At 61.8% G+C, this 12,582-nt stretch carries 8 protein-coding genes and 1 pseudogene; 2 read left to right on the forward strand and 7 right to left on the reverse strand.

Going from position 1 to position 12,582, the window contains the following annotated elements:
* Positions 1 to 21: 21 nt before the first annotated feature.
* Complete coding sequence (locus AC0QC4_RS08275) at positions 22 to 498, forward strand: peroxiredoxin family protein (RefSeq protein WP_012114960.1); 477 nt, start codon at positions 22 to 24, stop codon at positions 496 to 498.
* Positions 499 to 508: 10 nt separating this feature from the next.
* Positions 509 to 1,141, forward strand: a pseudogene (locus AC0QC4_RS08280) (IS5 family transposase); the annotation flags it as partial.
* A 21-nt stretch (positions 1,142 to 1,162) separates the two neighbouring features.
* On the opposite strand, the gene AC0QC4_RS08285 reads toward AC0QC4_RS08280, so the two are convergent.
* The 7 genes from AC0QC4_RS08285 to AC0QC4_RS08315 form a co-directional block, all read right to left on the reverse strand.
* Positions 1,163 to 1,393 carry a helix-turn-helix transcriptional regulator gene (locus tag AC0QC4_RS08285; RefSeq protein ID WP_012114961.1) on the reverse strand — a complete coding sequence of 77 codons (231 nt, stop codon included), beginning with the start codon at positions 1,391 to 1,393 and terminating at the stop codon, positions 1,163 to 1,165.
* Between the two features lie 319 nt (positions 1,394 to 1,712).
* Positions 1,713 to 2,267, reverse strand: coding sequence for a hypothetical protein (locus AC0QC4_RS08290; protein ID WP_483659366.1), 555 nt, complete (start codon positions 2,265 to 2,267; stop codon positions 1,713 to 1,715).
* A gap of 84 nt (positions 2,268 to 2,351) precedes the next feature.
* Entirely contained in the window at positions 2,352 to 3,563 is a 1,212-nt protein-coding gene (locus tag AC0QC4_RS08295) for an IS256 family transposase (protein WP_058456888.1), read from the reverse strand.
* 153 nt (positions 3,564 to 3,716) lie between these two features.
* Positions 3,717 to 6,152: a helicase gene (locus tag AC0QC4_RS08300; protein ID WP_483659315.1), complete on the reverse strand. Its 2,436-nt coding sequence runs from the start codon at positions 6,150 to 6,152 to the stop codon at positions 3,717 to 3,719.
* Positions 6,149 to 7,957: a phospholipase D family protein gene (locus AC0QC4_RS08305; RefSeq protein WP_012114963.1), complete on the reverse strand. Its 1,809-nt coding sequence runs from the start codon at positions 7,955 to 7,957 to the stop codon at positions 6,149 to 6,151. The genes AC0QC4_RS08300 and AC0QC4_RS08305 overlap by 4 nt, the downstream gene beginning before the upstream one ends.
* On the reverse strand, positions 7,954 to 9,171 hold the full coding sequence (locus tag AC0QC4_RS08310) for a DUF6361 family protein (RefSeq protein WP_012114964.1): 1,218 nt from the start codon (positions 9,169 to 9,171) through the stop codon (positions 7,954 to 7,956). Before AC0QC4_RS08310 ends, AC0QC4_RS08305 begins: the two co-directional genes overlap by 4 nt.
* Before the next feature lie 61 nt (positions 9,172 to 9,232).
* On the reverse strand, positions 9,233 to 12,574 hold the full coding sequence (locus AC0QC4_RS08315) for a DEAD/DEAH box helicase (protein ID WP_483659316.1): 3,342 nt from the start codon (positions 12,572 to 12,574) through the stop codon (positions 9,233 to 9,235).
* Positions 12,575 to 12,582 lie beyond the last annotated feature (8 nt).

The raw sequence follows: 12,582 nt of genomic DNA on the forward strand, positions 1-12,582 counted from the left end.
TTAACAAGGAGTGCAATTGTGATGCTGCAGAATGGCGACGTCTTTCCCTCATTCATCTTTGGTCGCGCTGGCGGCGGCGAAATCCACTTGCCCGGAGATCTGGCGGGCGGGTTCGGTGTTATCCTGTTCCACCGTGGTTCCTGGTGTCCATACTGCAACGCCCAGCTCGCCGAATTTGCGCGAGCGGCGGACAAGTTCGCCGAGGACGGGATCAGGGTCGTCTCAGTATCGACGGACGATCGGGAAAAATCGGAGGCGCTCGTCGACAAGCACAAGCTAGGGTTTCCGGTCGGCTACAGCGCGGATGCACGAGCAGTTTCCGCAGCCACCGGCGCCTTCGTCAATGAGAATCCGCTAGCCCTCCAAGCGACCGGGTTCGTCATCGATCCAGAGGGCCGGATCGTGACAGCTGTCTACTCGACCCGCGCGATCGGTCGCCTTATGCCCGCCGATGTTCTGAATTTTGTACGTCACTTCAAGTCCCTGGCAGGCAACTAAAAAAACGGTTGATCTGTCGCCGCGGAGCACGGTCAACGATTACTTCCGGCGATGGGACTGGGACGGGGCGCTGGAGCGCATCCATCACGCGCTCTATGTTGCGTGTCGTGAGGCAGCGGGCCGGGAGGCCAGTCCCACAGCGGCGATCATTGACAGCCAGACCGTCAAGGGCGCCGAAAAAAGGGGGCGCTCGGTCGATCCGCCAGGCTACGACGCCGGCAAGAAGATCAAAGGTAAGAAGTGGCACGTCCTGGTCGACACACAGGGCCTGTCGATGCGGGCCATCGTGCATGCCGCCGACGTGCAGGATCGCGACGGCGGTGTGTTGCTGATGGGCGCGCTGTTCGGCCTCTATCCGTTTCTGCTCAAGCTCTACGCCGACAGCGGTTAGCAGGGACCAAAATTCCGCGACGGCCTCGCCGCCGCCGGTGCCCAGGTCAACGTCGAGGTCGTCAAACGCTCGGACGTGCACAGGTTCGTCATCCTGCCTCGACGATGGATCGTCGAGCGCACCATCGCCTGGCTCAACCGTTGCCGCCGATTGGCAAAGGACTGGGAGTACCTCAACCGCACCGGCCTCACCTTCCTGCGCTGGGCCACCGTTCGCCTCATGCTCCGAAAGCTATGCAAAAACACGAATTGATCCCAGATGGACTCTAAGCGATCAAGCACGATCCATAGCGCTTTGTTCAATTCGCCTTGGGGCGCGGCACTGCACACGATTCTTGTCGTCCCACGCCTCAAGCTCATCGACCCGGTAGAGAACCGCTTTGCCGATTTTTACGAACGACGGCCCTATTTTCATCACACGCCAATTCCGAAGTGTGCCAACGGAAACGCTGCCACGATAGCGTTCGGCTACTTCTTCTGGTGTGAGGAATGTGGTCTGTGACATATGCCCTCCTTCAGCAAGAAAACCTGCCGCGGTCATTGTTGACGATCAAGCGCGAGACGCATTCCGAAATGCGTCTGTCATTGGAGAGGCATCGACGCGATGGCCGAGCTTCGATGGCGCACGCTCCTGCACGACCGAACATGAGCGCGCGCAAGTGGCCAGGGAAGTATCAATCTTCAGGCGTAGGGAACGCGGCTAGTCAGGGATATAAATAGGCGGGAAACTGCACGACGCCGACTGGGATGATCAGGCCGCGTGAGGGGCTGCTTGTCCCGCATGAACAGGATGGACGAGCCGGGAGCGCCGAATGGCAAGCCCGCTATTTATCGAGGTTCTTCTGTCGTGAAAATGCGGACAGATCGAGGGTCAATGCTTGCAGTGATCGCGTCGTTTCCACGTCGTGATGCGTCAGGAGATCGACAAGATCCTCTTGGTTCGGCTGTCCCAAAGCAAGGCGATAGAGCAGCCTCTGCGTCCTCAATTTCGCAAATCGATCAATGTCGCGACTTTGGGGAAGCGCGAACAAATGTCGCTTTAGATCTGCGCCTTCCATCGCCCACCACGGGCTGAGGCCGGTTTTATCATTCGCGAATGCCTTGTCGGCGTCGCGTGCGATGATGTCCCACGGCGACGATGCTTGGCCTCGTGCTTGCGCAAGCGCTTGTTCACCTAGTTTTCGGGCGAGCGGTTGTCGGACAGTCAGTCCGCCGAAGCGCTGAACGCGGCCTTCTCGTTGCTCCAGGTCAACCGGGCTGGAACAAAGATCCCAGTGGCCGAGCCTGTCGCACCAACTATGAAAGTCGAGACCTTCCTGTCCGACAGAGGTTGTTGCCAGGACGTGGGGCCAGAACGGCGTGTTGAACGCGCTGCGGATTTCCTCAGAGCGCGCCGGTGGCGGTTCATTGGGTCACGTCCGTCAATGAGGTGTAATTTGGGGTGTGGTCACCGGGCTGCATGGTCAGGCGGCCTTGGGTGTAATCTGTAGCGGCTGAGCCTCCTCGATCATTGGTGTGGCAAGGGCTGCCATGCCCTCGATCTGCATGTAGCGGTGCTGGAGCTGCCACTCGTCATTCTGCTCGAGCAGGACGGCGCCGACGAGTCGGATGATGCTGTCCTCGTTGGGGAAGATACCGACGACGTCAGCACGGCGCTTCACCTCCTTGTTCAGGCGCTCCAGCGGATTGGTGCTGTGCAGCTTGACCCGGTGCTGCTCGGGGAAGGTCATGTAGGCCAGGACATCGTGCTCGGCGTCGTCCATGCAGGTTCCCAGCTTCGGCCAGCGGGTGCGCAGTTGGTCGGCGACCTGGCGCCAGACCTGGGTAGCGGCCGCATGATCGGGCTGGAGGAAGACCTGCCGGATGGCGGCGGCGACCACGGTGTTCTGCCCCTTGGGCACGTAGGCCAGTGCGTTGCGCATGAAGTGGACGCGGCAGCGCTGCCAGGTGGCGCCGAGCACGCGGGTGATCGCCGCCTTGAGCCCCTCGTGGGCATCGGAGATGACCAGCTTCACTCCCTTGAGGCCGCGGCGGGCCAGGTCCTTGAGGAAGCTCGACCAGAACGGCTCGGCCTCGCTGGGACCGATGTGCAGGCCGACGATCTCGCGCTTGCCCTCGGTGTTGACCGCGACCGCTATTATCGCCGCGACACTGACGATACGGCCGCCCTCGCGGACCTTGAGGTAGGTCGCGTCCAGCCAGAGGTAAGGCCAGTCGCCCGCCAGCGGCCGCTTGAGGAAGGCGTGCACGCGTTCGTCGATGTCCTTGCACAGCTTCGAGACCGAAGACTTGGAGATGCCGGTCATGCCCATGGCCTGAACCAGCTCGTCGACGCGCCGGGTGCTGACGCCGGCGATCCATGCTTCCTGGATCACCGAGACCAGCGCCTTCTCGACGGTCTTCCTGGGTTCCAAGAAGCCAGGGAAGTAGGCCCCGGTCCTGAGCTTGGGGATCTTCAGGTTGAGCGTGCCGAGCCGGGTGTCGAGGCTGCGCTCTCGGTAGCCGTTACGCCAGGTCGTGCGGTCGCCGGATCGCTCGTGTCGGCCGGCGCCGATCACGCCGTCGACATCGGCCTCCATGATCAGCTGCAGCACGCTCTCGGCAATGCTGCGCAGGAAATCGCTGTCTCCGGTCTTCGCCATCAGCTCGGCAAGCGGTAGTCTGTCTTCGGTCATCGGGATCAACTCCTCGGGTGGGTGTGACGTGTGGAAACTCCACCTTACCGATGAGCCCGGTGGCCACCGAGATCGAAACTGCTGGTGGTGGGGCATGCCCCACCACCAGCAGCACCTAAATCTCCACCGAAAATTACACCACGAGCGCGGACGCTAACGTTCATTGACATCATGGTCCTGTCGATGCGCCTCTGTCTCGGCGCCCCCAAACGGCACCGCAGCGTGACAACGGATACGAATTTTGTCCTTCTTCTTCGCCCCCTTGAACCCGAAGGTGCCGACGTTCGCTGCGAGCGCCGTCGACAGATCCTCAATCAGCCCATCAGGGTTGACCTTGGATTTGCGCAGCCAAAAATGTTCGTCGAGGACGGCCTCCAGGCAGCCATCAACGCACGCATTCTGATATTTCTGCGTGGCGTCCTCGCCGGGCAAGACCGACCAGAAAACAGGGCGATCCAGATAGGTGCGCAGCCGTGTCCAGCAGAAGCGTACGAGCCGCGCGAAATGCTGCTCCTGGAAATCGAAAAGGTCCGGAAGGTGGCGATAGAGTGCTCGGCCAGTCACGACGCCAGGGGCGCCGAGAGCCATATCCACCAAGGCGTCCAACTCCCACCGGCTTAGCCAGGTGATCGCCTCTGCCTCTTGGCGCTGTTTGAGCAATGTTTGAAGTGTCGCATCCTTCTGTGCGACCCGGCCCCAGTTCTTCTGGACCACCGCGAACTCCCGCGCCAGCGGGGCCTTCTGCGCGTGCTCGATGGCAGCGAGGATCGCCCATGCTGGTTTGCGGCGTCGGTTGCTACGCGCATTCGGAGCATCCGGCGCGATCGTCGGGGGCAACGCCTGAATAATCTGCTGCCGTGCCCTGTCCCTGATCTGCTTCATCGCCGCCTTTCCCTTCACATCGAGCGGATCGACAGCGCGGATCAGGAAGGGGCTCGGGTGAAACAGGGCGAGCGTGGGCCCTTGGTTGGGCTTCGGATTTAGGTGGCGTTTCTTCCACGCGGCGGCGTAGGGAAGACTGCTTTTCCCAACGTATTTGCGCTCGACCTCTAGGCTGACAAGGGCTGCCAGGCTTTGCGGCGTGGCCCTGAACCGGCTGAAGATCAGCATCTTGGGTGATTGCGTCACCTTCGCCCATGGGCCGGAAGGCGCCCACCAAGTCAGCGATGGCAACACCCATGGGAGCGCAAGGGCCTCCGTCGGCACAAGGTCGTTGAGGGCGCGGAGCTTGGCGCTTCCCCAACCGTCTTTGGGCGGCTTGAAGCAATTGGTGACTCCAAGCCGGGGGACGCTGCGCGTGGCTGGAAAATCTATGTCGCGAGAAATCAGGTATCGGTCCCCCAACGCTTGCGCAGGGAGAGGCACTGAAAGCCAGTAGCCGATCGCGCTGCCCGCGAGCTTGGGCGGCACATGGTCGGTGAAATGGCGATAGACGTCGAGATCGTGGGGCTCGATCCTTACGGACGGCGGCGCAGGCTCTCCGGCATGGTCGGAAGCCGGACGCTCGGTCCGCGACATGAGCGGTGTGAGGAGCGCCTCGAGATGATGCTTGAGCGTTTGCGCCTCTTCGATCGCCGCCGTTCGGCTATCGGGTGGCAGGTGGCCGATCAAATGCAGGAGATCGCCAAAACGACGAAATTGGGTTTCAGCCTCAGCGCGTACAGCCGACCCGCCCAGAAATTCGATAATCTCGAAAAATTCGACATGAGGAGCAGCCCCAGCGCCGCTTTCCCAGCGCTCGGCATAGAAGCGATAGGGCGTGGCGGACAGGAGGAGGATCGGCGGCGGCGTCCCTCCATCTATTCCTGCCAGCAATTGACGCGCCAAGGGATTATCGGCGCCTGCGTCGAGCAGCTCGCGATAGCATTGGAACTCGTCGAAAATGACGAGATCGGGCGGGGCGGAATCCAAAGCGGCTTGAGCGAGCGCCTTCCGCATCCGGCCCAAGCTCTGGCCATGTTTGCTCGTATCGATCGCGTGCAGAATGTTTTCGCGGGCCGGCTTGCCAAATTCCGCGCGTAACGCTCGGCCATAAGCCGTCTTGAAGAGGGCGGAGACATTGTCGAACTTGCCTTGAGCTTCCTCGCACGCCCATGGCCAGCCGGACGTTGCGCCATATTCGATATAGCCTTCCGGAAAGGCCGCGGTCAGGCCCGGGTATAGTTCGTCCAACAGGAGCTTGATAAACGCGCGCTCGACAGCCTTTCCGCCGTAGAGGCGCTGCGAGCTGGAGAACGATGTGGTGGGTGTAAAGGCGTAGAGCCGCAGCTTTCCCTTCCGTTTTTCCTCGAACGGAATGAGACCGACCCGGTCGATGATGGAGAGTGCGTCCTTGGCGTCGTCCTTGTCGAGGAAGCGCAGCAGTTCGACCTTGTTCTGGTCCGCGACTTTGAGCCCGCTCGTAATATAATAGACCGTGAACTTACGCGCTTTGCCCGCCAACGCCGCAAGCGTATCTCGGGCGACGACGGTTTTTCCGAGGCCGACTTCGTCCGCAACAAGAAACCGGCGCAGTGGGTTGCATCCCGATAGGGCGGCAGTTGCAGCCTTGACCGTCGCGGCCTGGAAGGGTTTCGATCTTGCGCTCATGAGGCAAGCTGGGTCCGCGCGATAGCCCAGATCTGAGCGAGTTCGTTTAAGTCAGCTCTCTCCGTTTCGCTCAGGTTTTCGCCGTGGGCGAGAAGCGCATCCACATAGGGCGCAAAATGGCGATCGACCCGGCCGAAGGCTTTGCGATCGCGTGCCCAAGCCGTGAGAATATCCTCCAACGTAAGGCGGTCATAACCCAGGCCTTGGGAGCGGTTGCCCCGCGATCCGGCATCGTCATCCCATGCGCCGCCGCCGACCGGAAGCGCGTCGCCGTCGAGCATCGCACGCATCCAGTCATGAAATGCGCGAAGCCCCATGTGGCTGGCCAGCGCGGCTAGATCCCGCTGCTCTTCGAGAGGCGGATCGACAGTGACCCGCTGCATCCACCGCAAATCGCCGTCTGGGCTGCTTATCCTGACCTGAATGAAGGCAGATTGAAGTGACAAGGGGATCGGTCCAAGACCGAGGCGGACGGCGTCGGTCGGCCAAGTCAGCAGGTCGCCATTTGCAGGTCCGGCGTGCAGCACATGGTCAGGGTAGGCGAGCGAAGGAACCGCCCGGGCATCGATCGAGAAGCATTCCCCGTCGCGGCGCAGAACCGGGTCCCAGGAGGCCATGAGCACCTTGCGCGACTCTTCCAGCGCATCGGCTGCACTCACGCTGCCCAGGTCTGCGGCGGCGAGTTCCTCTATGGTGACAGGCGTCGCTTTGCCGACTAGGAACGCCAGGCCGGAAGAGAACGCTTCGCCCGCCTCGAGTTCGACCATGATTTCCGAGTTGCGCCCGGACCATGCCCTTTCGGTCGCATTGGCGCTTCCGACCCTCAAGATGGTCTTCTCGCCCGAGTGGAAGCAGAAGATCTTCGCATGGAGAGCAAGGGGCGCCGGCTCCACATCATCTTCGGCCACGGGTTCGTTGCCGCCGGGCAGAGCGAGCGTAGACTCGTCAGCGAGCACGTCTGGCGCCGCATAGGCCAGGATTTTCGAGAAGCCGGTCAGCGATGTCCTGGACAGGCTGGCGATATCGGCAAGAGCCGGCATCGACGAAATCAGCGTTCTGGATTCAGCGGGCCCCCACTTGCCGGCCCTTTTTAGAAAGTCGGACGATAAGAACGGGCTGATGACCGTTATGCCGTTGATCGCGCCGGATGGCGGCTCCACTGGCAAGGGAACGCCTTGGTCCAGCCCATTGAGGAGGCCGCGTAAGCGAAAGCCGTCGGGCGCATCCCACCAGATCGTCTCCAGCTGCTTCGAGATGTCATCGGCATCCTCGCGCGATGCGGAGCGTGCGAGAGTGCCTCCGAGCGCGCCGACGCCAGGGAGCCGAACCCGTCCCTTCGCGCGCTTTTCGCTGCCATCCAGCAAAACGCCAGCGTCGAGATCCTGAGATCGGGTGAGGTTCCGGCTGCCAATCCAGAGCTTCCAGCGCGTTTCCGCTTTGGGGCAGTTATAGGCGACCAGAGCAATCTTCGGATGCCAGCTGCGCTCTCGTTCATCGTAGGGTTGCTCGACGATGAACTGATCGAGGATGCCTGCGATACGGGGAAGCGCCACCGGGCGCGCGATCCTCCCGCGCTGGATGATGATCCTGACGTGATCGCGCAGCCTGTCTATCGCTTCGGCAAAATCGACCGCTGTTCCGCTGCCCTTGTCATTGTTGCGACCAATCAGGGCGAGCAACACTGCCGCGACCGCAGACAGGTCGACCGAGTAGGTCGCGAACAATGCGAGCTTGACCGTCTCCAATCGTCCAGGCCGCAGTTCGTCGAGGTATGGCTGGCCGTCCCAAGCCTGCCGATCGCTCATACGACATCCTCCAGATCTCGCAGGAGCCGCTTCACATTTCCCCAGCGATAATGCAGCGGCTCGGCGCGACCATGTCGCTCACCCTGCCATTCCATGCGCCGATCGACGCCGAATTGGTTGTTGGCGAGACGCGCACGATCATCCTTCCTGCTGACCTCCGCCCGCGCGTACACGTCGAGCAACGGCATCGGATCCTTGCCATTCGCCCGAACCCAGGCCGAAGTCTCCTTCAGAACCCCTTCAACCGCGGGCGGGAGGTGGCCGATTTCGGCGAGAAACAGGTTCATATCCAGCCGAGCGGCCGGTCCGCCCCATTGCTCGACCGCGTCTTTCAGCGCGGCGCGATGTAAATTTGGCTGCGGCCGCTTGTCGCGCGTTTCCTTGAGTATCTCGACCTGGGCCGCATAAATCGCCCTGCCAATGGCCGACAGCGCCGCCGCCTGGCCGGTCCGCTTCAGCATGGCGGCTTCCTTGTCGGCGAGCGCGAGAATTTCGCCGTCCCAGCAGTGATCTGCCTCGTCGAGCGGCTTTCCAACCAGTTTCGACAAGAGCGAGGGCTCCCCTGGATCTGTCGGTGAGCGAACGGCGCGCAGTTTGGTCGCGAGATAGATCTGCTCCGGCGGTGAAAGCTCGAGCGTGAGTTTCCCTCCGCCATCCCAGTCGCCGGGGGCATCGATCAAGCCTGAGATGGGCCAGGCAACCGTCTCGAAGGGCTTCCCGTCATCGTCATGAAGCGTGCGCTTGCCGACCGCCGCCAAGAGCTTCGCCATATCCGGGCGGCTCCACGGCCGGCCATCCGGGCGGGTGCCGATCAGTCCCCACTTGGCGAGGGCTGTCCAATAGACATAGGCTGGCGGCTGGCTGATCGCTCGGGGGAAGACGTCCCCGCCGATCACCCCATCTTTCTCTCCGCCCACGCCATCGACATATTTGAGACGGCCGGTCAGCTCGTGTTCGAGATCGGAAAAGGCTTGGCCAAAATCCTTGGGGACAGGGCGCTTCGTCCGCAGGCTTTGGTAAAGCCAGGGGATGAGAAGCGCGTAGCGCAGCCGTGTGTGCAGAACCGATGTGCCGGGGAAGAAGTGATCGGCATAGCGCTGGTGGACGATGAGGAACCCGACCTCATCGCGCACCCCCGCTGCGCCGCCGAACATCATCTGTTCGGCCTGGCCCAGCGCTTTGCGCGACAAAAAGGTGAACCCAAAAGATGACACGAAGCCTCCCCCAAGGCGTGATTAAACCTGCAGCTTAAGAATATTTCAGAGTCGAAAGACATCATTCGCTACCAATAATTTTCAACCTCATAGCGCGGGTTTCGAGTAAATAGGTTTCAACCCCGGCAAGGAGATGCAAGCCTTCTTCGCCGATTGCTTGCCGCGATAGCCCGGGTTGCACGATGCGGACGTCGAACTCGAAGCGGTGATCTTGCCACCCGACCTTGAGTTTCTTGATGGCGGCGGCCGAGCCTTGCTCAATCCGAGAACTGAGGCCGCGGTCCCGGCGCATCTTTTCGCGCCTCAGCATATGTTGAAGCATACGGCCTGGCCGGTCGCGCCACCGAGCGGATTTCTGAGCCTGGCCGCAAACCTCGTAGAGGTCGCTGAGACGCGCACCTGGCGTATCCGTCCCGGAATACTTGCAGTGATACAGGGTCACGGAAACGACGCTGTCGGTGATGCGCAGCGCCACGACATCAGCGATCTCGCCTTTGCCATCATCGTCGAAGATCACATCATAGGGATCGGGGGCCGCCAGCAGCGTGTCGATGACGAGACGCTGGACTGAGTCTGCGCGCTTACTCGTGCCTTGAGACTCGACGCGGATATTGGCCTTCGACCAATCCCAGGCTTCGATCTTGTCGGATGGGTAGGGCTCGATCGTTTCGCCTTCGGGCAGAGTGTAGAGATGGCTGTAGATGAGCAGCGAGCCATCGCCGAAGTCGATTTGTGGCGAATCCTCGCCGAAGGATTCGGACAGCGTCTGCATCTTGCTGCCGACCTTGATCGTCGCCTTGGGACCGGCGCGCTGGGGGTAGCGGGCATGCCCATCGCTGAAGACGATCTCGAACTCGGCCGTGTGGTCATCGCTCCGCACGGCGAAGCGCAACGGTCCGGAACGAGCGTTATCGAGCAACTCGATATCGCATTCCGCGAAGGTTACGGGCTCATCGCCGAACGAGATCTCGATCCGCTCCTCAAACTGCGTGATCAAAGATTCAGGCCAATGGATCGCCACGGGTGGAACAGCCGGGCGCTGGCTGATCTGGTGGGGGCGCATCGCGCTCTTGAAGACGCCGTCGGTCGTGATGCTGGGATCGTTCACCGTGCGACCGACATCCTGGCACCAGTCCACCCAGTCGGTCAGGTCATGGACCTTGGCGCTGGACCAGAACTTGCCCTTCGCCGAGCATCCGCGTGAGGCCGGCACGCCGTCGAGAAAACCAGTGGCGAAGATGTTGTTCTTGATCCGCGACTGGGATTTCGCGCTGTCGAGGCCGTCGGCGACGTCCACGCCCATATACATGGAATAGCGGACGCCGCGCCCCTGATGGTGGGTGAGGCCGAGGTTCCGCAGGATGAGCCGCTTGAACCCGTGGAGGCTGCGGAACACTTCCTCGCCTTCTACGCGGCGGGTCGTATCGCCGCAAACCGCCTTTGCCAGGCGGTCGAACGGCCCCTTGGCGGAACTGCTGATGTAGAGCAGGCCACTTGCCTGATCCCAGTGGAGCATGTGCAGATCCCAGGTGACGTTTACCGCCTGCTGCGCCGAGGTCCAGCGCGCCTGTTCCTCCGCCCGAGTCACGAAGATCGCGACCCGGTGATGCGGGTTCAGTTTCATGCCGAGATAGACGCCGGGATTGTAGAGTTCCTCCGCGCGAAACGGATCCCAAGCATCACAGGACGTCCGGTAAAGGACCGCGTTCATTTTCGGCTCGAGGGTCTGGAGCGGAATGTCGATCAGATCCCCCGAAAAGCCCTTGAACATCTCGGCGCGGCGAACCTGGCGTTCGATCTTGGCCGAACTGAGCGCCTCTACCAGCGCGTTCCAGTCGGCGTCCTCGGCGTAGAGCTTGGCCAGCGAACGATCAACATCGTCGATGCCGGTATTGGCGATCACCGTCGCATCACCCAGGGTTGGGTCCTGGCGGGTAAAGCGGCCGACGAACTGGATCGTCACCGCCACGCTCTTGTGATGATCGTGCAATGCAGCGATCTTCAGCTCGGGCAGGTCAAAGCCCTCGCCGAGCATGTCGACACATACGATAATCCGGCTCTCAAAGCGGCGTAGCGCTGCCAGATTTTCACGTCGCTCCTTCAGCGATTGCTGGCTGTGGACGATGACTGGTCGACAGTCCGGATAGGCCGCCGCATAGAGGCTATGCAGGTGCTTGGCGCGTTCGATCGTGCTGCAACGGGCCATAGCCAGATGATTGAGGCCGGCGTCCAGGTCCGAGTCAAGTACTTCGCCGAGTTTGTCGATGATCGCCTGGTCGGCATCGGGTTGATCGAGTCCGAATACGGCCTCGAAGCGGATCGGCTTGAAATAGCCTTCCTGCTGCGCCTTCTTCAGTGGGTAGGTGTAGATGAACTCCCCATCGACGCGGCCTCCATCCTCACGAAACGGGGTGGCTGTGAACTGGATCACCGGAATGGGCGGCTCGTGCTCAACGAAGAGCCCGCGAAAGGACTTCCAAGTCCGTGCCCCGATGTGATGTGCCTCGTCGATAAAGAGTGCGGAGGCACGGGCCGCCATCCGTTCCTGCACCGGCGCCTCCGCGCGGCCCGCGATCTGCATCGTGGTGACGACGACATTGGCGCTGTCGAAGATTTCATCGACTTCGGCCTCGCTCGCCGGAATGTGCGAGAGCCGCATGACCAAAGGGAAGGCTGCGGTCTCATCGAGACATTTCTGCTGTTTCAGGACGCCGAAGGTCTCGAATTTGCCCGCGATCTGCTCACGCAGAGCGTCGGTGGGGACCACCACCAGCAGGCGCTCGAACCGCCGTTTGGCATTGAGCGCCAGCATTGTCTCGGTCTTGCCCGTGCCCGTCGGCATGACGATGGTGGCCGGGTCCGTCGATCGTGTCGCATGGGCAAGCGCGGCGTGAAGCGCGCCGATCTGGGGACGCCGCAAGCCAGGCTGCGCCGGCTGACCGTCCGCCGCGGCTCGTCCCTCGCGCAGATGTATCGCGTCGATCCAGGACGCGGAGACCGCCTTCAGACGCTCGGCGCGTGCGGAACGATCCAGCGTGTCGATGCTGGTCGGCGGTGCATTCATCCACCGGCCTTCACCCAGTTCGAGCGCATCGGCGATCCGTTCCGGATCCGTTGCGCCGGGCACAAGGAGAACGAGATCGGCTTCCAATGGCGTCGCCGTCTTCGCACTGATGATCTTCAGAATCTCGCCGGATTCCAAGGTCGTCTCGTGACCATTGACGCGGCGGATGGCGAAGGGCCGCAGCCGGCATCGCACCCTCAGCGTCGGAACCACCAACTGGCGCACGGGGCTTCCCAGCACTTTGCCATCAATGGCAAGCCGAGCCGGCAGCAGGAGTTCGACCTCGGGATTGAAGAGATCGTCCTGATTGGGGCCGGCGGGGCGCTTGCGGGAGGCCATCGTGTCTC

It is taken from the genome of Sphingomonas sp. jy18 (assembly GCF_056931895.1).

What these genes read in the sequence shown, in the direction of transcription:
- AC0QC4_RS08295 (WP_058456888.1), bottom strand. Translation starts at nt 3,563, where the DNA reads ATGACCGAAGACAGACTACCGCTTGCCGAGCTGATGGCGAAGACCGGA.
- AC0QC4_RS08315 (WP_483659316.1), bottom strand. Translation starts at nt 12,574, where the DNA reads ATGGCCTCCCGCAAGCGCCCCGCCGGCCCCAATCAGGACGATCTCTTC.
- AC0QC4_RS08285 (WP_012114961.1), bottom strand. Translation starts at nt 1,393, where the DNA reads ATGTCACAGACCACATTCCTCACACCAGAAGAAGTAGCCGAACGCTAT.
- AC0QC4_RS08300 (WP_483659315.1), bottom strand. Translation starts at nt 6,152, where the DNA reads ATGAGCGCAAGATCGAAACCCTTCCAGGCCGCGACGGTCAAGGCTGCA.
- AC0QC4_RS08305 (WP_012114963.1), bottom strand. Translation starts at nt 7,957, where the DNA reads ATGAGCGATCGGCAGGCTTGGGACGGCCAGCCATACCTCGACGAACTG.
- AC0QC4_RS08275 (WP_012114960.1), top strand. Translation starts at nt 22, where the DNA reads ATGCTGCAGAATGGCGACGTCTTTCCCTCATTCATCTTTGGTCGCGCT.